At 70.2% G+C, this 21,374-nt stretch carries 20 protein-coding genes; 5 read left to right on the forward strand and 15 right to left on the reverse strand.

All coding sequences use genetic code 11. The annotated features are described in order from the left end of the window. Positions 1 to 66 precede the first annotated feature (66 nt). Both WMF27_RS25535 and WMF27_RS25540 read left to right on the forward strand, forming a co-directional pair. The gene (locus tag WMF27_RS25535) at positions 67 to 459 is read left to right on the forward strand and encodes a YciI family protein (protein WP_437766276.1); all 393 of its coding nucleotides are present in this window, start codon (positions 67 to 69) and stop codon (positions 457 to 459) included. Beyond that, complete coding sequence (locus tag WMF27_RS25540) at positions 459 to 1,721, forward strand: RNA polymerase sigma factor (RefSeq protein ID WP_437766275.1); 1,263 nt, start codon at positions 459 to 461, stop codon at positions 1,719 to 1,721. The genes WMF27_RS25535 and WMF27_RS25540 overlap by 1 nt, the downstream gene beginning before the upstream one ends. Before the next feature lie 93 nt (positions 1,722 to 1,814). On the opposite strand, the gene dauA is transcribed toward WMF27_RS25540, so the two are convergent. From dauA to WMF27_RS25555, 3 genes are all read right to left on the reverse strand, one after another. Then, the gene (gene dauA, locus WMF27_RS25545; RefSeq protein ID WP_437766274.1) at positions 1,815 to 3,539 is read right to left on the reverse strand and encodes a C4-dicarboxylic acid transporter DauA; all 1,725 of its coding nucleotides are present in this window, start codon (positions 3,537 to 3,539) and stop codon (positions 1,815 to 1,817) included. 2 nt (positions 3,540 to 3,541) lie between these two features. Continuing rightward, positions 3,542 to 3,895, reverse strand: coding sequence for a hypothetical protein (locus WMF27_RS25550; RefSeq protein WP_437943039.1), 354 nt, complete (start codon positions 3,893 to 3,895; stop codon positions 3,542 to 3,544). 65 nt (positions 3,896 to 3,960) lie between these two features. Beyond that, positions 3,961 to 5,712, reverse strand: a complete 1,752-nt coding sequence (locus tag WMF27_RS25555; RefSeq protein WP_437766272.1) for a phosphoenolpyruvate carboxykinase (GTP) — start codon at positions 5,710 to 5,712, stop codon at positions 3,961 to 3,963. Positions 5,713 to 5,993: 281 nt separating this feature from the next. Here WMF27_RS25555 and WMF27_RS25560 point away from each other — a divergent pair, with 281 nt between their 5' ends. Beyond that, a complete protein-coding gene (locus WMF27_RS25560; protein ID WP_437766271.1) occupies positions 5,994 to 6,479 on the forward strand; it encodes a sigma 54-interacting transcriptional regulator in 486 nt (161 codons plus the stop codon). Here WMF27_RS25560 and WMF27_RS25565 read toward each other — a convergent pair. From WMF27_RS25565 to WMF27_RS25610, 10 genes are all read right to left on the reverse strand, one after another. Then, a complete protein-coding gene (locus WMF27_RS25565) occupies positions 6,410 to 7,273 on the reverse strand; it encodes a hypothetical protein (RefSeq protein ID WP_437766270.1) in 864 nt (287 codons plus the stop codon). The genes WMF27_RS25560 and WMF27_RS25565 overlap by 70 nt on opposite strands. A 120-nt stretch (positions 7,274 to 7,393) precedes the next feature. Continuing rightward, entirely contained in the window at positions 7,394 to 8,323 is a 930-nt protein-coding gene (gene coaA, locus WMF27_RS25570; protein WP_437766269.1) for a type I pantothenate kinase, read from the reverse strand. Positions 8,324 to 8,352: 29 nt separating this feature from the next. Beyond that, a complete protein-coding gene (locus WMF27_RS25575) occupies positions 8,353 to 9,129 on the reverse strand; it encodes a mobilization protein (RefSeq protein ID WP_437766268.1) in 777 nt (258 codons plus the stop codon). A 224-nt stretch (positions 9,130 to 9,353) separates the two neighbouring features. Continuing rightward, a complete protein-coding gene (locus tag WMF27_RS25580) occupies positions 9,354 to 10,814 on the reverse strand; it encodes a hypothetical protein (RefSeq protein ID WP_437766267.1) in 1,461 nt (486 codons plus the stop codon). Between the two features lie 173 nt (positions 10,815 to 10,987). Continuing rightward, positions 10,988 to 11,629 carry a bifunctional 4-hydroxy-2-oxoglutarate aldolase/2-dehydro-3-deoxy-phosphogluconate aldolase gene (locus WMF27_RS25585; protein ID WP_437766266.1) on the reverse strand — a complete coding sequence of 214 codons (642 nt, stop codon included), beginning with the start codon at positions 11,627 to 11,629 and terminating at the stop codon, positions 10,988 to 10,990. Further along, complete coding sequence (locus WMF27_RS25590) at positions 11,626 to 12,723, reverse strand: PfkB family carbohydrate kinase (protein WP_437766265.1); 1,098 nt, start codon at positions 12,721 to 12,723, stop codon at positions 11,626 to 11,628. The genes WMF27_RS25585 and WMF27_RS25590 overlap by 4 nt, the downstream gene beginning before the upstream one ends. A 108-nt stretch (positions 12,724 to 12,831) precedes the next feature. Then, positions 12,832 to 14,496 (reverse strand): MFS transporter, encoded by a 1,665-nt coding sequence (locus WMF27_RS25595; RefSeq protein WP_437766264.1) that lies wholly within the window; start codon positions 14,494 to 14,496, stop codon positions 12,832 to 12,834. Continuing rightward, on the reverse strand, positions 14,493 to 15,266 hold the full coding sequence (locus WMF27_RS25600; RefSeq protein ID WP_437766263.1) for an SDR family NAD(P)-dependent oxidoreductase: 774 nt from the start codon (positions 15,264 to 15,266) through the stop codon (positions 14,493 to 14,495). Before WMF27_RS25600 ends, WMF27_RS25595 begins: the two co-directional genes overlap by 4 nt. Then, complete coding sequence (locus tag WMF27_RS25605) at positions 15,263 to 16,381, reverse strand: hypothetical protein (RefSeq protein ID WP_437766262.1); 1,119 nt, start codon at positions 16,379 to 16,381, stop codon at positions 15,263 to 15,265. The genes WMF27_RS25600 and WMF27_RS25605 overlap by 4 nt, the downstream gene beginning before the upstream one ends. Then, on the reverse strand, positions 16,378 to 17,619 hold the full coding sequence (locus WMF27_RS25610; RefSeq protein ID WP_437766261.1) for an enolase C-terminal domain-like protein: 1,242 nt from the start codon (positions 17,617 to 17,619) through the stop codon (positions 16,378 to 16,380). Before WMF27_RS25610 ends, WMF27_RS25605 begins: the two co-directional genes overlap by 4 nt. Positions 17,620 to 18,302: 683 nt before the next feature. On the opposite strand from WMF27_RS25610, the gene WMF27_RS25615 reads away from it, so the two are divergent. Beyond that, positions 18,303 to 19,163: a PAS domain-containing protein gene (locus WMF27_RS25615; RefSeq protein ID WP_437766260.1), complete on the forward strand. Its 861-nt coding sequence runs from the start codon at positions 18,303 to 18,305 to the stop codon at positions 19,161 to 19,163. Positions 19,164 to 19,232: 69 nt separating this feature from the next. Here the strand turns inward: WMF27_RS25615 and WMF27_RS25620 are convergent, their stop codons facing one another. Continuing rightward, positions 19,233 to 19,850, reverse strand: coding sequence for an antibiotic biosynthesis monooxygenase family protein (locus tag WMF27_RS25620; protein ID WP_437766259.1), 618 nt, complete (start codon positions 19,848 to 19,850; stop codon positions 19,233 to 19,235). A 57-nt stretch (positions 19,851 to 19,907) separates the two neighbouring features. Then, the gene (locus WMF27_RS25625) at positions 19,908 to 20,348 is read right to left on the reverse strand and encodes a hypothetical protein (protein ID WP_437766258.1); all 441 of its coding nucleotides are present in this window, start codon (positions 20,346 to 20,348) and stop codon (positions 19,908 to 19,910) included. 263 nt (positions 20,349 to 20,611) lie between these two features. Here WMF27_RS25625 and WMF27_RS25630 point away from each other — a divergent pair, with 263 nt between their 5' ends. Next, positions 20,612 to 21,148 carry a GNAT family N-acetyltransferase gene (locus WMF27_RS25630; RefSeq protein WP_437766257.1) on the forward strand — a complete coding sequence of 179 codons (537 nt, stop codon included), beginning with the start codon at positions 20,612 to 20,614 and terminating at the stop codon, positions 21,146 to 21,148. Positions 21,149 to 21,374: the final 226 nt, after the last annotated feature.

A 21,374-nucleotide genomic window follows, 5' to 3' on the forward strand; every position in this document is an offset into this window, starting at 1 on the left:
TCGGCTCCGACAACCCCACGAACGCGCGCCCGATCCCGGGGCGACAGCGAAGAGAAGGAGCCGATCATGAAGTACATCCTGATGATGAACACCCCGTCTGGGGGGCCGTACCAGGTCGCCAACTGGCAGCAGAAGGACTTCCAGGCGCACATCGCGTTCATGAAGAGCTTCCACAGGGAGCTCAGCGCGTCGGGCGAGCTCGTGGCGGCCGAGGGCCTGGCGGGGCCCGATCAGGCCAAGCTCGTGCGCGCTGGCAAGGACGGCACGCCGATCACCGACGGGGTGTTCCCGGAGACCAAGGAGTTCCTCGCCGGCTACTGGATCGTGGACGTCGAGAGCCCCGAGCGCGCGTACGAGATCGCCGCGCAAGCGTCCGCCGCGCCCGGCCCCGGCGGCGCGCCGCTCAACATGGGGATCGAGGTGCGCGAGGTGATGAGCGCGCCGCCCAGCGATCGCTAGTGACCTCTCCGTCCCAGGGCGCCACGGCCGAGCGCCTGCTGCGCGATCTCGCGCCGCAGGTGCTCGGCGCCGTCATGCGGCGATTCCGAGATTTCGGCGCCGCCGAGGACGCGGTCCAGGAGGCGCTGATCGCGGCGGCCACGCAGTGGCCGCGCGAGGGTGTGCCCGACGAGCCGCGCGCCTGGCTGATCCACGTGGCGTCGCGGCGCATCGCCGATCACGTCCGGAGCGAGGCGGCGCGCCGCCGCCGAGAGGCGATCGTGGTCAGCCTCGTGCCGCCCGAGCTGCAGATCGCCCTCGCCGCCGACAGCGACGAGGCGGCGCTCGAGGACGACACGCTCACCTTGCTGTTCATGTGCTGCCACCCCGCGCTGTCCGCGCCGTCCGCGATCGCGCTGACCCTGCGCGCCATCGGCGGCCTGACGACAGCCGAGATCGCAAGGGCGTTCCTGGTCCCGGAGGCGACCATGGCGCAGCGGATCAGCCGGGCAAAGCAGAGCATCAAGGCGTCCGGCGTGCCCTTCGAGCGGCCGACGCCCGAGGCGCGCACAGCGCGCCTCGGCGCCGTCCTGCACGTGCTCTACCTGATCTTCAACGAGGGTTACACCTCGAGCTCCGGCCCCGCGCTGCACCGCGACGATCTGTCGGGCGAGGCGATCCGCCTGACGCGCGCCGTGCACGCGCTCCTCCCGGACGACGGCGAGGTCGCGGGCCTCCTCGCGCTCATGCTCCTGACCGACGCGCGGCGCGCGGCGCGGACCGGGCCTCTGGGCGAGCTGATCCCGCTCGCGGAGCAGGATCGAGGCCTGTGGGATCAGCGCGCGATCGCCGAGGGCGTCGCGCTCGTCACGGCGGCGCTGTCCAGGGGCTCGATCGGCGCCTACCAGCTGCAAGCCGCGATCGCGGCGGTGCACGACGAGGCAGCGCGGGCCGAGGACACGGACTGGCCGCAGATCCTGGCGCTGTACGGCGTGCTGATGCGGATGTCCGACAACCCGATGGTGGCGCTCAGCCACGCGATCGCGACGGCCATGGTGCACGGCCCTCGGGCGGGGCTCGATCGGCTGAACGCGCTCGACGCCGACGCGCGCCTCTCGGGTCATCACCGCCTCGACGCCACCCGCGCGCACCTCCTGGAGCGGGCCGGCGATCGCGAGGCGGCGATCGCGCACTACAGGCGCGCGGCCAGCCGCACGACGAGCATCCCGGAGCAGAACTACCTGGCGACGCAGGCGGCCCGGCTGAGCGACGCGCTGAAGTAGCGAGCCGCGCGGCGCGCGCAAACGCGGCGAGCGTGTCCCGCGAGGACCGAGCGACGCCGCGGACCTGACCGCACGTGACGCCTGGGCGAGCGCTCAGCCGCTCACCAGCTCGCCGGCGAGGCGGATCGCCGCCTCCAGATCCTCCGCGAGGTACACGCGCTGGGACCGCTCCGGGAGGCGCGCCTTGTCGAAGATCTCGCGCGGCCTGGGCAGCGGACCGGCCAGGATCACCGCCTTCTGGCGCCGCGCGAGCTCGTCGAGCGCGTTCTCGAGGGCGACGAACCCCGTGCTGTCGATGAACGGCACCTTGCCGAGGTCGAGGACCATCACCTCGTAGCTGTCCCCGCGGATGGCGTGCAGCGCCGCCATCGCCTTCTGGGCGGCGCCGAAGAACAGCGGGCCGTTGATCTCGTAGAGGGCGACCCGCCTCGGGAGCTCGACTTCGCTCGATCCGCCGGCGGCGTCCAGCACCGTTCGGCTCCCTGTCAGCTCGGCCATCCGGCGCATGAAGAGGATGGCGGCGAGGATCACGCCGGCCGACACCGCGATCACCATGTCCAGGACGACGGTGAGCCCATAACAGGTCAGGAGTACGAACACATCGCTCCTCGGCGCGAGCTTCACGATACGGATGAAATGGTGGAGCTCGGACATGTTCCACGCGACGAGCAGCAGCAGGGCCGCCAGCGACGCCATGGGGACGTAGGCCACGAGCGGGGCGAAGACGAGGATCGACAGAAGGACGACCGCGGAGTGTGTCACGGACGCGATCGGAGAGCGCGCGCCGGCCCGGATGTTCGTGGCCGTCCGCGCGAGCGCTCCGGTCGCCGCGATACCGCCGAAGATCGGCGCGACGATGTTCCCGATACCGAGGCCGATGAGCTCGGAGTCCGGATCGTGCTTGGTCCCCGTCATGCCGTCGGCGATGACCGCCGACAGCAGCGATTCGATGGCGCCGAGCATGGCGATCGCGAAGGCGGCGGGGAGCAGCTTCCTCACGAGCTCGAGCGAGAGCCCATCGCCCCACGGCAGCGAGGGCGTCGGGAGGATCGATGGGATCCCGGCGATCTCCACGCCGTCGACGGTGGAGCGAAAGCGGCTGCCGATCGTCGCCACGGAGAACGCGGGGTAGACCGCGTCGACGACCACCGCGGCGAGCGACACGACGGAGATGGCGATGAGGGGCGCCGGCACCTTCTTGACGACGCGCGGGACGAGCAAGAGCAGGGCGACCGTCGAGGCGGCGACGGCCAGCTCGAAGAGGTCGGCCGTCCCGCGCGCCGCCCACAAGGCCTCCACCTTGGCCGTGTAGTGCTCCGGGAGCGGCCCGGCCTGGAGGCCCAGGACGTCCTTCACCTGAAGCGTCGCGATCACGGTGGCTATCCCGGCCGTGAAGCCTGTGGTCACCGGGTACGGGATGAATTCGATGAGCCGGCCGAGCCGCATGAGCCCCATGATCACGAGCAGCACGCCGGCCAGGAGCCCCGCCGTCAGCAGCCCGGCCAGCCCGTGCTCCGCCACGATCGGCGCGAGGATCACCACGAAGGCCGCCGTCGGGCCGGTGACCTGGAACTTGCAGCCGCCCAGCAGCGCCACCAGCGCGCCGGCCAAAATCGCCGTGTAGAGCCCGTGCTGAGGAGGAGCCCCCACCGCGATGGCGAGGGCCATGGAGAGAGGGAGCGCCACGACGCCGACGACGATGCCTGCCAGGAGGTCGGCCTGGAGATCCCCGAGGCCGTACCCCTTGCCAAGGCAGCGCCGGAGCGCCGACGCCACCGGGATCCGAGGCAGCGACGGAGCAGGCCGAGAGGAATGCATCGTTACGCCTCCACCCGCGCGCGGATGGTATCCAGGATCGTCCAACCCCAGGCGGGCTTCGGGATGATCGTGAGGACATCGCGCGCGCCCGCGGCGGTCGCGCGCTTCGCGAAAAACTGGGGGTTCCGGGTCACGAGGAGGGTGAGCACGCCGGGATGGTCTCGCAGGATGCTCTCGACCGCCTCATCGACGTCCGCCGGCGGATAATCGTCCGGGAACAGCACGACCGCCGAGATGACGGCGCCGTCCAGCACCGCTCCGCGCAGGTGGCGCGTCACGTGCGCGGTCACGCCGGCGCGCTGGAGGTACTCTTGCAGCCCATCCAGCGTCTCCGCGTTGTCGGAGACGATCACCACGTGAAGCGGATCGCCCCGTCGCCTTCGCACACTGGAGCGCACCGCAGCCCTGGCTTTCCTCACCATCAGTTTGACGCCATCTTCAGCCGGCGGACGATGCCGTCGTGCTCGCCGCGCAGCGGCTCGGGCAAGCGGCTCCCGAAGCGCGCGAGGAACTCCTGATTGCGAGCCATCTGCTCGGACCAGGCGCGAAGATCGACCTCGTGCAGCTTCTGGATCTGCTCCGCGGACAGGCCGAGACCTGCCACGTCCAGCTCGATCGGAACGAACCCGATCGGCGTGATCCGCGCGGGGGCATTCCGCTGCACGCGCTGGACGATCCACTTCAGGACGCGAGCCTCGTGCCCGCGGCCGGGCCACAGGAGCTCGCCTCTGTCGGCCCGGAGCCAGTTGACGTGGAAGACCCGCGGCGCCTTCCGCAGCCGTGCGCCGAGGGATAGCCAGTGAGCGAAGTAGTCGCCCATGTTGTAGCCGCAACAGGAGAGCATCCCCATCGGGTCGTTCCGCGGCACCGCGGCGGGCGCCGTCTGCGAGAGCAGGGTGGCTCCGATGTACACGCCGTGCGCCCAGCTCGTGGCCTCGTACACGAGCGGCGCCACCTCCGCCCCGCCGCCGGCAAAGACGATGGCGGAAATGGGCACGCCCCTCGGATCGTGGATCGCGCCCGTCACGAAGGGGCACTGGCTCGCCGCGACCGTGAACCGAGCGTCCGGGTGCGCCGCCTTCTCCGGCGACGAGGCCGACCACGGATGCCCCCGCCAGTCGACGAGCCCTTCCCTCGGCGCCTCGCCCATGCCCTCCCACCACGGCGTGCCGTCCTGCTGAAGCGCGGTGTTCGTGAACAGGACATCGTGACCGAAGAGCAGCTCGACGCTGGGGTTCTCCTTGAGGCTCGTCCCGGGCACGACGCCGGACATCCCGGCCAGCGGGTTGATGGCCCAGAGCTGCCCGTCCTCCCCCACGTGCATCCAGCAGACGTCGTCGCCGGCCACTTTCACCGTCCATCCGGGCAGGTCCTGGACCAGCATCGACAGGCTCGCGTTCCCGCCGGCGCCTGGCCGGGCCACGGCGATGTAATGCTTGCTCCCCTCCGGATCGGTCAGCTCCATGATGAGCATGCGCTCCGCGAGCCAACCTTCATTGCGTGCCTGCACGCTGGCCATGCAGATGGCGTGGTACTTCGTGCCGAGGATCGCGCTGTCCCCGTACCCGGAGCCGATGCTCCAGATCGTCTTCGTCGAGGGGAAGTGGACGACGTACCGACGGTCGGTGGAGAGGTCACCCGTGCAGTGAAGACCTCGAACCAAATCGGCCGAGCTGCCGCAGTGCTCCAGGGCCGCCTTCCCCATGCGCGTCATGAGCCGGAGGCTCGCGACGACGTAGGGGCTGTCCGTGAGCTGCACCCCCACGCGGCTGTAGCGCGAGCCGCGCGGGCCGAGGAGGTACGGGACCACGAACAGGGTCTTACCTGTCATCGCTCCGGCAAACAGAGGCCACACGGTCTGGTTCGCGTCTTCTTCCGACATCCACGTGTTCGTGGGCCCGGCGTCGACGCGCTGCTCGGTGCAGAGGAACGAGGAAGACTCCGCGCGAGCCACGTCGGCCCGATGGGAGCGATGCAGGAAGCTTCGCGGATATCTGTCCGGATCGAGCGGCGCCAGCGCGCCCTTCGCGACCATTCGCTTCTGGAGCCACCTGATCTCCGCGTCCGAGCCGTCACACCAGTGGATGTTCGAGGGCCGGACGTGCGTCGCGATCGAGAGCACCCATGAATCGAGCTCTTCGTTCTGCATCCTTGTCCCTTCCTTCAAGTGCATCTTCGCTGCTTCGATGGCGACCGGCGCGCGGCGACGCGATGCGCCTCCTCCAGCCACAGCAACATCAGCGCTCCCTTAGCGACATCAAAGCAATCTTGGCCTTGGCAGCTGAGTTACCTAGCATGGCTTAGCAAGGCACTTAGCAAAATCGGTGCCACGCAGGAATACCCCTGTTTGTCGCGCGATGCCCGCCCGTTGACGGCGAACCGCGGGATGGATGTGACATTACGACAAAATGTCTCCATAATCTCGCCGTGAGTCGCCGATAACGACATATTGACGTGGTTATCGAGCCTGTGATGCGGTCGGCCGCGATGCGGGAGCTCGGCCGCATTCGTCGCACGGTCGCCCCGAAGGAGGTGGGCATCTCGCTCGTCGGCGAGATCGGCGAGATGCCGATCTCGGTTCAGGCGAAGCTCCTGCGCTTCCTGGAGAACCGGAAGTTCATGCGCGTGGGCGGGACCGAGAAGCTCTCCGTGAATGCCCGCATCGTCTGCGCGACGCTGCGGCCGCTGGAGCAGCCGGCGCTGGAGAGCGGCAACCGCTCGAGGGCGGCGGAGAGGCTCGGTATCAGCCTTCGCACGATCCAGCGACACCTCGCCGCGGCGGGCCCGATCGCCCGGGCCGCGCCGACGCCCGCGAACACCGCGCCACGACGCGCGAGCGCTCGTGAGGCGCCCGGAGCCGGCTCCGCTGCTCAGTCCAGCGGGAATTGTTCCGCGATCCAGGCCTCCCAGCCCGGCGGCACTCGGGTGGCCTCGAGGTAGCGACGCAGCTGGTGGGCGTCGTCGAAGGCGGACATTCCCCACAGGCGAAACGCGTCGACATAACCCATGTCGTCCTCGAACGAATCGGCGAAGTCGGCGAGCTCCAGGCCGAGCTGCCAGGGCGCCTTGACGTCCCCGGCGCAGAGCAGCCGCGCCAGCGAAAGGAGCCCGTCGCGAGGCTCGATCGGATCTGCGTCGCCGCTCGCGAGCGCGGTCGCGCACGCTCGCCACCCCTCCGGCACGGCGGGAGGCAGCCATCCGTCGCCTCTCCGGAGCTCGGCGACCTGGCGCGACCAGAACCAGAATTCGCGGGTGTTGTAGCGGGCCGCCTTCTCGGGCGTCTCGTACGATTCCCATGGCCAACGCACGCCGTCCTGCTGGCTGAGCCATATGGAGAAGGAGACGTCGACCGCGATGAGCCCCTGCTCCAGGAGCGCCGAGCGACGCGAGGCCGCCGCGATGGGGTCCTCCTCCTCGTCGCCGTCTTCCTCCTCCTCGTCGCCGTCCTCGTCCTCTGCCCGTTCATCCGTCGGGTGCAGGACCTTGTGAACGGCCTCTGCCCAGGTGATCGGCGCGGGAGGGTGGCGTCGCAGGTAGGCGATGCGTGTTTCGCGATCCGGCGCGAGCTGTTCGAGAAAGACGCTCCACATCCCCAACCAGTCTTCACCGGAGCCCATTCGCCAGCCGATCGTGTAGCGCTCGTAGTCGGGGAAGCGCTCCCATGGAGGAGCGATGTCGCCGTGCTGGTCGACGTGCTCGCGGAGGCGGGAGCGACAGCTCTCTTTCCAGTCCATGACAGCAGCATACAACAGTTCACGGCCCTCGCCGCCGACAGCGGTGTCGAGACGCCCACCGACGGGAGGCGCGTGGACCTGGGCACGACAGGCGCTCTGCGCCGGCCGTGGACCTCCACGTCAGAGCCGGCGGAGCCACACGGCGCGCACGGCGTGGTCGGGCCCCTTCTCCAGCACGACGTCGGCGCGTGCCCGCGTCGGCAGGATGTTCTCCGTGAGGTTGGGGCCGTTGATCGTGCGCCAGACCCGCAACGCGAAGGCGCGCGCCTCGTCGTCCCCCATCGCCGCATAACGGTGGAAATACGAGGAGGGGTCACGGAACGCCGTGGCCCGCAGCGCGAAGAAGCGCTCGACGTACCATCGCTCGATGTCGGCCTCGTCCGCGTGGACATAGAGCCCGATGTCGAAGAAGTCGCTGACGGCGATCGCCGCGGCGCGGTCGGGGCCCTGCAGCACGTTCAGGCCCTCGAGGATCACGACGTCGGGCTGCCTCACGGTCTGCACCCTCCCGGCGATCACGTCGTAGGTGGCGTGCGAGTAGACCGGCACGTCGATCGCTTCGACGCCCGCCTCGAGGTCGGCGAGGAACTTCACCAGCCGCCCGAGATCGTAGCTCTCGGGAAACCCCTTGCGGTGCAGGCCGCCGCGCGAGGCGAGCACCGCGTTGGGGTACAGGAAGCCGTCGGTGGTCACCAGGTCCACCCGCGGGTGGTCAGGCCATCGCGCGAGCAGCGCTTGCAGCACGCGCGCGGTCGTGCTCTTGCCCACCGCGACCGACCCGGCAATGCCGATCACGAAAGGCCGCCGCGCGGTGGGGCGGCCAAGGAAGGTGTCCTTCACGCGGCGGAGCTGCTGCGCCGCGCCTACGTGCAGGTTGAGCAGCCGCGAGAGCGGCAAGTAAATCGTCGCGACCTCGTCGAGCGAGAGCCGATCATTGAGGCCCCGCAAGACCACGAGGTCGGCCTCGGTGAGGGTGAGCGGCGTGGCCGCGCGCAGGCAACCCCACTGCGCAGCGGCGAAGACCTCGTACGTCGTGGTGGCGGCGTCCATGATGGGTTCAAGCGCCCCCGGCGCCTTGGTCAGGTCGCGATCGGTTCGTTGCTCGCGGCCGATTCGAGCTTCTGTTGCGCCGACTCGGGAGGTTGCAGCGCGACCACGGCAGATGCGCGTTCCGTCGCTGGCCGCCAGTTGCCCGCTGCCTCCAGCGCAGCCTGCGCGCGTTCCAACCAGAGCTTGGCGCGGCGACGCTCCAGGACGGACAGCGCTTGCGGCCCCTCGCTCGTGTTGATGGCGGCCCAGAAGCTCGAACCGAAACGGTCGATCTTGTACATCACCGACGAGTCGAGCTCGGGCAATGTCACGATCTTCCCGCCGCGTTCGAGCAGGCGTTGGGACGCGGGTGAGGCGTCGAGCTGGCTGAAGTCCCTCGAGCGACCTTGGTTCTTCACCACGATATGCTGCAGCCCGTCGCCCGGCGCCGCGAGGACCCGCTCGAGGTGGGACACCGAATCGAAGCCGCCGTCGGTGACGTGCCAGGACACGAGCTGGACGCCCATTTCCCGCGCGTAGTTGAGGACGTCGGTCGACTCGATCCAGCGCTCGAGAGCCCGATGGCTCTGCGCAGGCAGGTCGACGAGCACCACGCGATCGCCTCCGAGCGCGCTGTCCAGGATCTGATCGGCGCTATCGAGCTGCTCGAGATCCACGCGCTGCGTGTAGTCCGCGTAGTAACGGCGGAGCGCGCCATGCGACAGATCCGCATCGAGTGCCGCGAACGGAAGCGCTCGGTCGATGAATAGCTGCGCCAGCAGTCGAGCGACCACGCTCTTGCCGACGCCACCTTTCTCGCCGCCCACAAAATGTACAGTACTCATGCACCTCCCCATTCGGCCACCATGTCGTGGAAGTCAAGCCATTCGTAGCAAATGGCGTTCCGGCGCCGCTATGCGCCGGTGGCGCGACGTCGAGGCGACGCGATCGGGGTCGAGCAGCGCGAGCGCTGCCTCCGCGACCTGGCTCGCGAAGGCGTCGCGCGAGAGCGTTCGGATCAAACGCGACCCGGGTCGCCCACCACCGTCGCTCAGAAGAAGCTGTAGAGGGACAGCTTGATGCGCTCGTTGGTCGCGGTCACGTCGTCCGCGAAGGTCTGCTCCGAGTACTGGAACGAGAGGCCCGCGCGGATGGCCGGCGTGATGTCGGCGAACAGGTTGCCGTCGATGTAGCGCGACTCGTGGTAGGCCGCGCGGAGCGCGCCGTAGTCGTTCTCCTCGGTCACCCGGTCGTTCGAGCCCTGGGTGTAGTTGCCGGAGACGGAGAAGCGCCCCGAGGGCGGCAGATAGTACTGGAGCCCGACCATGAACCCCGTCCAGCCGATCGTCTTCAGCTTGTTGTTCGCGTCGTACACGGCGAGGCCGCTGTCGATGTTCGGCGTATAGGTCGCTCCAGCGTCAGGGAGCGCCGGGTTCGGCACGTTGCTCGCCACGCCCACCACGTCCGAGATGCCCGTGCCCGTGAAGAACGAGCCGGTCAGTGTCAGCGCGTTGCCGGACTCGTCCAGCGACTTGGCCGGGATGATCGGGAGCAGCGCATCGACGGAGATCCCGTAGCCGCTGGCCGAGCTCGACTCGATCGGGGCGGCGGAGTGCTCGTTGACCCTGAAACGGCGGAAGATGCCCGAGACGCCGAGCGTCAGCGGGTCGTGCAGCATCCCGGCGGCGCCGAGCGTGTGGATCCCCTTCCAGCCGTTGAAGCCGACGCGCAGCCCCGCCTGCATGTCAGGCACCTCGGAGTCGCGCTGCGGCGGCTTGAGGACGGCAGCGGCGAGCTCCACGTTGGCGGCGTCCGACTTGAAGTTGTGGCCGACGCGCAGCTGCGGCATCCGCCCGAACACCTGGTTCATCACCGGGAAGAAGGACGTCGTGGCCGGGAAGAAGTACGGCTGCCACCCGAACAGGTGATAGCCCTGTCCAATCAACAGGTCGACGTAGTCCGTTTCGACCTTGATGTTGGCCTGACGCAAACGGAAGGTGCCGCTGCTCACCAGCGAGGCCTCGGAGACGGTGGGCGGCTGATTGCCGAAGAAGTCGAGCTCCAGCATGGCCGTGGTCTTGATCCCGGACACCTCGGGCGCGGTCACCTTGACGCCGAACCTGGAGTTCCGCGTCGTGAAGTGCGTGCGGCCGTGCGAGCCGGCATAGGTGTCCTCGCGCTGGATCACCGTGGCCCCGACCGACTCCCCGAAGCTCTGGGTGGAGTCGTGCATGATGTCGAACTCCGCCATGCCGTAGATCGTGGCCTTCCACTTGGCGGTGACGGGGACCGGATCCTTGGAGGCCGGCTTGACGGCCTCCACCGGCGGCGCCGCCGGTGCAGCCGCGTCCGGCGGCGGCGTGGCCGGCGCCTGCGCGTCCGCCGGCGGGGCCGGCGCAGCGGCCTGCGGGGCGGCCGCGTCCGGCGCCGGCGGGGGAGTCTGGGCGCGCGCGACCGCCGCCACGAAGAAAATCGACGCACCGACTAGGTTCGCAACCTTCGATTGATTCATGTTCGAAACCCCTGGGTCATCCATGGCGCCGGGAATCCCCTGCAAACGCCGTAACTATTCGTTTTAACTACGTTTTACGTCGCACCGCGCAGCGCGCGCACCACGCCCGTCTCCCCCCGGGGAGCCGCTGGAATCGATAAGGTGAACGGCGGGCGCGCCTCCTGCGCGCTCCCTCAGGACGCGCGGCCCGCGTCGCAGAACGCACGGGCGCGGGCGACGAGCTCGTCGCGCCGCCCGTCGCGCAGGAGCTTGAGATCCACGAGATTGCCGCCGACGCCGACCGCCACCGCGCCCGCCGCGAAGAAGGCGCCGACGTTCTCCAGCGTCACGCCGCCCGTGGGCATGAGCGGGATATGGGGCAGCGGCGCCTTGAGCGATTTGAGGTACGAGGCGCCGCCGAGGGCGTCGCACGGGAACACCTTCACGACGTCTCCGCCCGCCCGGTGCGCCGCCACGACCTCGGTGGGCGTGAGCGCGCCCGGGGCGTGGACGACGTTCATCGCGACGCACGCCCTCACCGTCGCCTCGTCGAGCGCAGGGCTGACGACGAAGCGCGCCCCGGCCTCGACGCACGCCTCGGCGGCGCGGGCGTCGAGCACCGTCCCGGCGCCCACGAGCGCCCTATCGCCGTGGCGCGCGGCGACCTCGCGCACGACCTCGACCGCGCCGGGCACGGTCATCGTGATCTCGAGCACGTCGATCCCCCCCTCGAGGAGGGCCTCGACCGCCTGCAGCGCCTCGTCGGCCGAGCCGGCGCGCACGACAGGGACGATGCGGCCACGCGCGATCCACTCGAGCACGGATTGCTTGTTCATCGGTCCACCCGGGAAGTGCCCATCTTCATCGCCTTGAGCACCTCGTCGAGGGTCGCCATCGTCGTGTCGCCGGGCGTCGTCATCGCGAGCGCCCCGTGCGCCGCGCCGCAATCGACCGCCCACTGCGGCCCCTTGCCCATCAAAAAGCCGTAGATGAGCCCCGAGGCGAACGAGTCGCCGCCGCCCACGCGATCGAAGATCTCCAGGTCCTTGCGCTCGGGCGCCCTGTAGAGCTGGCCGCCCTGGTACAGCACCGCGCTCCAGTCGTTGCGCGTCGCCGAGGTCGCCACGCGGAGCGTCGTCGCCACCGCCCGGATGTTCGGAAACACCGAGAGGACGCGCTCGATCATGCTCTCGAACGCGCCGACGCGCAGGTTGGCGTGCCCCTCGTCGACGCCCTCGACCTCGAAGCCCAGTGCAGCCGTGAAATCCTCCTCGTTGCCCAGCATCACGTCGACGTACGGCGCGAGCGCTCGATTGACCTCCTGCGCGCGGGCCTGACCACCGATCGATTTCCAGAGCGACGGACGGTAGTTGAGATCGTACGAGACGACGACGCCGTGCCGCCTGGCCGCCTCCATCGCCTCCTTCGCCACGGAAGGCGTGGTCTCGGAGAGCGCGGCGAAGATACCGCCGGTATGGAACCACCGCGCGCCCTGGGCGCCGAAGATCGTATCCCAGTCGATCTCGCCGGGCTTCAGCTGGGACGCGGCCGTGTGGCCACGGTCCGAGAGGCCGACCGCCCCGCGGATGCCGAAGCCCCGCTCGGTGAAGTTCAGGCCGTTGCGCACGAGGCGCCCCACGCCGTCGTGCGTCGCCCAGCGGACGTGCGTGAGATCCACGCCGCCCTGCAGCATCAGGTCTTCGAGCAGGCGGCCGACGGGGTTGTCCGCGAGGGCGGTCACGATGGCCGACCTGAGCCGGAAACAGCGGCGCAGGCCGCGGGCGACGTTGTACTCGCCGCCTCCCTCCCAGGCCTGGAAGCTGCGGGCGGTGGAGATCCGCCCGTCGCCGGGATCGAGGCGCAGCATGACCTCGCCGAGGGACACGAGGTCCCAGCGGCAGGTGGAAGGATCACGGAGCGTGAAGGACATGGCTTGCTTGCAGTGGTTCAGGCCGCGTGGCGGAAGAGCTGGTGGACAAGCAGGGTTCAAGGGCCGCCGCAGTCGCGGAGATGCGATGGGGCGGGCCGATGGCGGTGATTACCGATCGCCTCCTGGCGCGCGGGACGACTCGACCTCTGCGGCGGACGGGCCCGTGTAGCCCTTGGCGGCAGCGCCCTTCCCCTCGACGATGGGCCGCCCATCGCGGTCGAACTTGACGAGCTCCGCCTTGGTCCCCGCGGCCGTCGGCCAGAGGTACCAGCGCGCGTCCATCCAGCCCACGTGGGCGGCGGGGCCCTCGACCGGCGCGCCCGTCGCATTCAGCTGGGCCGGCCGGGTCGCCCGGTACTGGTCGACCGAGGTGTACGCAGGGCGGCTGAGGGCGAACTGCAGCCCCGCGATGCTGGCGAGCATCACCAGGCCGCCGGCGACGATCGCCGCGTTCGGCACGCGCCGCTTCGGCGCGACCGGCTCGACGCGCGGCAGGATGAGGTGCAGCGCGAGCAGTCCGACGAGGTACAGCGTCCCCGCGAGCAGGAACGGCAGGACGTACGAGCCCGTGGCCGTGAGCGCCCAGCCGACGAAGATCTGGAAGAGCGCCCCGCCGACGACGCCGAACGCCGTCATGACGCCGACCACCGTGGCCATCGCCGGGCGCGGGAGGGCGTCCGAGACGAGCGTGTAGAGGTTGCTGCTCCAGCCCTGGTGCGCTGCCGCGGCGAGCGACAGGATCGCGACCGCGACGTAGATCGTGGGGATGCCCGCGACGCTCGGGACATCGACGAGGAGCCCGACGGACATGACGGGCACCGCGGAGAGCGCGCACGCGAGCATCGCGAGCTTCCGCGCCGCGCCGACCGAGCGGCCGCTCGCGATGAGCCTGGAGGACAGCCAGCCGCCGCCGACCGCGCCGCCGTCCGCCACGAGGAACACGACGGGGATGGCGTAGGCCATGAAGGTCGGCTTCAGGTTGAACTCGCTGACAAGGAACTTCGGCAGCCAGGTGAGGTAGAACCACCACGGCGCGTCGGTGAAGAACTTCGCCGCCGCGACCGCGTAGACGGGCCGCATCCCGAACACCTCGCCGACGCCGAGGGACTCTGTCGCTTCCTTCGGGTCGGAGCGGATGTGCGCGAGCTCCTCGGGCGACACCTTCGGGTGCTCCTCGGGCCGCCGGTAGAGGCGCGTCCAGAAGAAGATCCACACGACGCCGACGCCGCCCAGGAGGAGGAAGCAGGTCCGCCACCCGTACGCCTCCGCGATGCGCACCGCCAGGAGCGGGGCCAGGATGGCGCCGACGTTGGAGCCGCAGTTGAACAGCCCTGTCGCGAGCGCCCTCTCCTTCTTGGGGAACCACTCGGCCACGGTGCGGACGGCGGCCGGGAAGTTGCCGGCCTCGCCGACCCCGAGCAGGAAGCGGATACCGGCGAAGCCGGCGAAGCTGCCGACGACGGCGTGGCCGGCCGAGGCGATGTTCCAGAGCAGGAACGTCACGCTGAGCCCCCTGCGCGGCCCGACGCGGTCGATCCAGCGACCGACGAACACCATGCCGAAGCCGTAGGCGAGCAGGAAGCTCACGTTGATGAGCGCGAGATCCGTCGGCCCGAGCTTCAGCTCGCTCTCGAAGAACGGGATCAGCAGGGAGAACAGCTGCCGATCGAGGTAGTTGATCGTCGTCGCGAAGAAGAGGAGCGCGCAGATGGTCCAGCGCGTGCGGGACATGACGCCGGCGGTCGCCGGGGCCACGGGAGACGCTGCGGTCATTGGTTCACCCCGGAGGCGAGGAATCCACCGTCGACTGTGATGCTCGTGCCGGTGATGAAGCTCACCGCGTCGGAGCAGAGAAAGAGCGCCGCGCCGACCAGCTCCTGCGTGTCGCCGAAGCGGCCGAGGGGCGTGCGAGCGAGCAGCTCCTGCCCGCGCCCTGTGCCGTTGAGGAGGGCGCGGTTGAGGTCCGTCACGAACACGCCCGGCACGAGCGCGTTCGTCCGGATACCGTGCTTCGCCCACTCGGCGCCGAGGCTCCGGGTGAGCGCCAGCACCGCCGCCTTCGACGCTCCGTAGGCCGCGACCTCGTGGAACGCGACGAAGCTCGACAGCGAGGCGATGTTGACGATGCGGCCCCGGCCGCTGTCCTTCAACGGGCCATGGAAGGCCTGGCAGGCGCGCAGCATGCCGGTGACGTTCGTGTCGAGCAGGCTGCCCCACTCGGCCTCTCCGACCTCGGCGGTGGGCTTCCGGAAGGTCCGACCGGCGCAGTTGACGAGGATGTCGACGCCGCCGAACGCCTCGATCACGCGGTCGCGCAGGGCGTCGAGCGTCGCGCGATCGCCGACGTCGCACGCCGCCTCGATCGAGCGGACGCCCCGCTCGCGGATCTCGGCGGCGACCGCCTGGATGCGGTCCGCGCGGGTGCCCGTCGCGACGGTGTGGGCGCCCGCCTCGGCGAGGCCGAGGGCGATCGCGCGCCCGATACCGGAGGTGCCACCGACGACGACGGCCGTGCGGCCCGAGATGTCGAAGCGGTCCGTCATGCTCCCAGCCAGTCCTTCGCGATGCCCCCGAGGAGCGCCCGCGCGTCGCGCTCGATCTGCGCGTCGGTCGGCGGGACGGGCATCGCCCCGTAGCGCCGGGCCAGCGCTGAAGCGATCGACCGCCGCGAGTGGCGCCACTTGTAGATCAGCTGATCGAGGACGCGCGCGTCGGAGTGCTGCGGCACGAAGGTCGGCCCGAGCATCTCCAGGCGCATCATCGTCGTCTCCTCGATGAGGCTCGGGTTGTTCATGAACCACCAGCAGCCGAACGGCAGGACGTTGGCGAACTTGCGCGCCACGACGCAGAGGGGGTGCGTGTTCTCGCGCGCGAGCGTCGTGACGAGGAAGCGCACGTCGGGGTTCTCCCCGGCGAGCCGCTCGAGCGGGGTCAGGTCGACCGTGCTCACCCCGTCGCCGGCCACGCCGAGGCGGGGGTTCACCGCGCGCCGGACGCCGATCATCATGGCGAACGGCAGCCCGTGATCGCGGCATGCGTCCAGCACGGCCCGGGGCGGCGCCGAGACCTCGTTGACCGAGATCGCCAGGTAGCGCGGCCGCATGCGGGCGATCCACCGCTCGAGCTCGGGCGCGAGATCGTCCGCGTGGATGAGCCGATCGAGGCGCAGCGCCGTGTAGAACCGAGGATCCGGCGTGGCGCCCGCGTCCCAGATCGCGCGCTCCGCCGGGTCGGTCGGATCGTTCGTCATCGCGAGCGCGGTCACGCCCGAGAGCCGCAGCACGTCCTCCAGGTGATCCTCGACCCGGCGCTCGGCGAAGAAGGCGCGGGCCTCGCGAAGATCCGGCGCGGCGGGGTCGAGCCCGAACGCGGCGAGCACCGTCGCGACGCCCGCGGTGGCCTCGGACAGCGGCGATCGGCGGACGAAGAGCGACGCCCACACGAGATCGGCCTGCGCCTTCTTGTCGAGCGCGAAGAACGCCTCGGGCGTGACCTTCGGCTCGGCGCGCAGGGCCTCGGCGACGAGGTAATGGTACGTGAGGAGCTCGTCGACGCCCCAGAGGTTCAGCGCGGGGAACTGGGGCGCGAAGAGGTGGGTGTGAAGATCGATGATGGGCGCGGCGTCGACGGCCGCGGCCACGCGCTCGGCGAGGGTCATCTCGGCACCTCGGGGATTCGGTCGTCCTTCGGATCGGCCCAGCGGTCGTTCGGCACGGTCGCGCACCAGGCCGGCCGCAGCGGGTCCTTGTCGTACGGATAAGCGCCCAGCCGGCGGTACTCCTCGGCGTAATGAGCGAGCTTCTCGCGATCGAGGCGGACGCCCAGGCCGGGACCGGCGGGGACGCGGATACGGCCGTTCCGGTACGGGAGCGGGCCTCCCTGGATCACGTCGTCGCGCAGGTGGTGATAGTGCGCGTCGGCGGCGAACGAGAGGTTCGGGATGACGGCGCCGAGGTGCAGCATCGTCGCGAGCTGCACGCCGAGCTCGCCCGAGGAGTGGACGGCCACGCCGAGGCCGAAGGTCTCGCAGATCCCCGCCGCCTTCACGCACGGCCGGATGCCGCCCCAGAACGTCGTGTCGAGCAGGATGACGTCCACCGCCGTGTCGAGGACGTTCGCGGCGAGCTGCTCGAAGCCCACGACCACGGTGTTCGTCGCGAGCGGCATCCGCACCTTCTCGCGGGTGCGTCGCATCGCGTGGAGGCCGAAGACGGGGTCCTCGAGGTAGTCGTTGTTCAGGTCCTCGATCGCCTGCCCGAAGCGGATGCCCTGCTCCGTCGACCAGACCGCGTTCGGATCGAAGCGGACGCGATCCTCGCCCACGGCGGCGGCGACCGCGCGGTAACACTCGAGCTCGTAGTCCGGGTGGAACACGCCGCCCTTGAGCTTGTGCGAGGTGAACCCGTACGTCTTCTTCAGCGCCTTCGCCTGCTCGACGAGCTGCGTTGGCGTCCGCACCTCGCCTGACCCGTCGGCGTTCGGGTAGCGGAAGAAGAGGTAGGACGCGAACGGCACCTCGTCCTGCAGCTTGCCGCCGAGGAGATCGTGGACCGGCACGCCGAAGGCCTGTCCGAGCAGGTCGAGGCACGCGAACTCCAGCGCGGCGAGGACCTGGGTGCGGTTGTTATAAAGAGAGGCCGTCGGGTTCGCGATCTTGAACCGCATCTCCTCGAGGCGGGCGGGATCGTGGCCGACGAGGTAGCCCTTCATCGCCCGGAACACGGCCTCGGCCGACTCGCCGCCGCCGCCCATCTCACCGAGGCCGATCAGCCCGTTATCCGCCTCGATCTCGACGATCGTGCGCACGAAGCGGCCCCAGTGACAGCCGTTGGCGTGACGCAGGGGCGCTTCCAGCGGCACGGTGACGGTGGTGGCGCGGAGTTCGACGATTTTCATGCGGGACGGGACTCCAGGGCCCCCAGCGGTCCAATGCGCCTCGAAAAAGGCGTCCCAGCGGGCAGGGACACCTGCCTCGGCGCGCCTCGCTCGATCTTCCTCGTGCAGAGTGCGGGGAATGAATCGACGAGGTGGCGAGTCCTCTCTGTGGAGGTTTCGCCTGCGCGGTGGTCTGCCATACGGCCCCGATGAATTCCCGGACGGTGCCGTGGTGATCACGCCTCGCGGTCGAATCTGGACGGAGGGCTCGCTCTCGTCGACGACGCGACGGGGGACCTCCGGGAGGGCGCGCCGAGGTCGCCGCCCCCTCCGGCTTGCTGCCGGCGAGCAGACGCCGCGAGAGGACAGCGGCAGGGTCCCCCCTCGGCCGCGACGAGCGCTGAAGACGAAGCAGACGAAGCAGACGAAGCAGACGAAGCAGACGAAGCAGACGAAGCAGACAAGGCAGACGAGGCAAAGGAAGCAAACATCGAGTTCGCGCGCGCCTGCCGTCGAACCCTCGCGTCATCATGTAGCGGCAGCTAGCAAGGCGAGGCACACTCAGGCGCTCCCTGAATCGGGCGGGGCACGCACACGCATCCGGCGTCTCCGCGGTGATCCGCCGCATTTCTGCCCTTGCATGGCCATCCACGATGCCTGATAAAGGGAGGCTGGTCGGGGTCGGGGGAGATGGGCTTGGCTGAATGGCGTTCACACTCCACTGCATCGACGTCTCGGACTGGAAGACCTTCGGGCTGCTCCAGCTCGTGATCGACACCATCCCGGATCCCATCTTCGTCAAAGATCGGCGACATCGCTGGATCGCCTGCAACCCGGGCTTCTGCAGGTTGATCGGGCAGCGCTACGACGATCTGATCGGCCGCAGCGACCCGGACTACTGGCCGAAGGAGCAGGCCGATGTCTTCTGGAGCTACGACGACGTCGTCTTCAACTCGGGTGAGCCGAACGAGAACGAGGAGAGCGCCACGGGCTCGGACGGGGTGGCGCGCACGATCTGGACCCGCAAGTTCCCCATGAAGAACGCTCAGGGGGAGGTGGTCGGCCTGTGCGGGCTTATCACGGACATCACCGACCTGAAGCAGCGGCACATGGAGGCCGAGCGGATGGCGGCCGAGAACCGGGAGCAGCGCGCGATCATCCAGATGCAGGCGGAGCTGCTCGATCGGGTGGCCATGCCGGTCATCCAGGTCTGGGAGGGGATCCTGCTCATCCCGCTGGTCGGCGAGATGAGCGATCGGCGCGCGGCCCAGGCGCTGGAGAGCCTGCTCGCGGCCATCGGCCAGCGGCGCGCGGAGTTCGTGATCCTCGACATCACCGGCGTGCCGGTGATCGACTCCGCCGTGGCGCGCCACCTGATGCGCGCCGTGCAGGCGGCAGAGCTGCTCGGCTGCCGGAGCGTGATGGTGGGCATCGGCCCGGAGATCGCCAGGACGCTGGTCGGGCTGGGCATCGACTTCGGCCGGATCACCACGCAAGGCACGCTCCAGAGCGGGCTCGCCTACGCGATGAGCCGCCTCAGCGCGCAGCGCGCGGCCGCCCGCTGAGCCCGGGGGCTCGCCCCGCCGGCCCAGGCGTCGCCGGCGCGCGCAGGGCGCGGCCGCCGCTGCGCCGGCTCATGGCGCCGGAGCGTCGAGCGCCTGGATGCGACGGACCGAGTCGGCCAGCGTGATGCCATCGGTCTCGGCCGTCTCCCAGTGGGTGACCACGTAGGTGGGCTCGAGCAGCTCGTCCGCGGCGTCGATCGCCGCGAGGTGGGCGGGGCCCATGACGAACTCGTACATCGCGTCGGTCGAGGCCCACACGGCCAGCGTGCGCCCGGAGCCGCAGGACGGCGACTGGCCCAGCTGGATGGCCAGGAGGCCGGGCTGCGACGCGAGCTCCGCCTGGACCGCCCCGAAGATCTGCACGTATCGCTGCATCACGGCGTCGCCCGACCGTGGAACCCCGTACGTCGCGCTGACCGCGTACGACGACCCCTCCGGAGGCGGCCGGAGCTTCCCGGTCTCCGGGTCGACGCCGGGCCCGCTCAGCGGGCTTGCCTCCAGATCGGCTTCGAGCACGCCCCCCGTGCACGCGGCGAGGGGAGCGTCGGTCGTCTTCCCGTTCCCGCCGGGCTCGGAGCTGCACCCCGACAGGATCGCGCCGAGCGCCGCGATGACGGCGGCGGCGAGCGCGCCCGAGGATCGCGCGCTCGTCGCGCTCGGCATCTGGTCGAATCCACGTGTCGTCATGATCATGGTCCTCTCTGCTCTTGTCCGTTGCCGGAGGCTGTGTCCGTTGTCGGGGGCTCAGTCGGCGCGCGAGACGATCCCGAAGACGAGCTCCGGGAACGTCCGCGCGAGGCGGCGGGAGTGGAAATTCGCCTTGCGACCCATGCTCCGCACCTGCACCGGGGTGCCGGGCGGCGGCGCGTCGCCGACGGTGACAGCCCATGTGAGGTCCTCGCCGGTGCGCACGGCGACATAGGTGTACGAGCCGGCCGGGAGTCGCTCCTCGACGAGGCCGGCGATGGGCGCCCGGTCGGCGGCGGCGCGGGAGAGCTGGCCGAGCGGGTTCCCGGCCGGCGCGTCGAGCGGCCCGGCGGCCACAGAGGGCCTGTCGAGCCGCCACGCGAGCACGACGAAGAGCGCCGTGAAGACCGTGAGGCCGAGGAGCGGCTTCACGAGCCGGCGCCGGGCGGATCGCGGCGCGGAGCTCCGCGCCGCGCGGGCCGAGGAGACGAGCGTCATCTGGTGGCTCCTTGCGAGCACGCCTCGGGCCTCCCGCCGTGGGGGCGCCGCTGCGTGACTGGATGGACCTCAGTTCCCGGACGCTCGCGGAACGTTCAATCGACGCCGCTCTTTCCGTGCACGACGGCCCGAGCAGCCGCGGCGCGCGGCGCCGACGGCCCCCCCCGGGGTCGCCCTCCCCCGGGGTCGCCCTCCCCCGGAGCCCCGTCGCGCCCCGAGGTTGCGGCGGCGCCCGTGGCTGCCTAGCACTACTGCGCAGCCCGATGACATCAACGTTCACCCGACCTGCCGTCGAGTCCGACCTGCCTCACCTGCCCGAGATCGAGCGCTCGGCGAGCGACGCGTTCCGGGGGACGGACCTCGACGTCGAGGCCCTGGCGAACGTGACGCCGGCGGAGGGCTGGCGCGGCGCGCTCCGGGCCGGGACGCTCTGGGTGATGGACGACGGCGCCGGCGCGCCGATCGCGTTCCTGGGCGCCGAGGTGGCCGGCGACGAGCTCCACGTCCGCGAGCTCGACGTCGTCCTCGACCGCCAGGGGCAAGGGCTGGGGCGACGCCTGCTCGCCCATGTCATCGCGTGGGCGCAGACTGCGAGGCTGAAGGCGGTGACCTTGACCACGTTCCGGACCGTCCCCTGGAACGGGCCGTTCTACGCCTCCATGGGCTTCCGCGAGCTGTCGCCGGCCGAGGCGTCCCCGCGGCTCGCGGAGATCCTCGAGAACGAGGCGCGCCAGGGCCTCGACCCGGCGCAGCGCTGCGCCATGCGGCTCGACCTCGATCGCGGGGACAGCGCTTCGTAACGACTCCTGTCCAACGCGGTCCACGCCGCGATCGGGCCTTTGAACGGACTGGGCGCGTCCGCGGCCGGCCTTCTTGGGGTGGAGCGAGCCGCCATGATAGGGCTCGATCCATCAGCACCGCGTGGGACTGGGGCGTTCCGATTCGACAGAAGCACTCCGGCGCGGATCGGGCGCCGGCCCGACAACATAACGCATCGAGGCAACCCGGCCTCCCGACAGGCCGGCT

This window comes from Sorangium sp. So ce281 (assembly GCF_051527395.1).
In the GTDB taxonomy this organism is placed as follows: domain Bacteria; phylum Myxococcota_A; class Polyangia; order Polyangiales; family Polyangiaceae; genus Sorangium; species Sorangium cellulosum_B.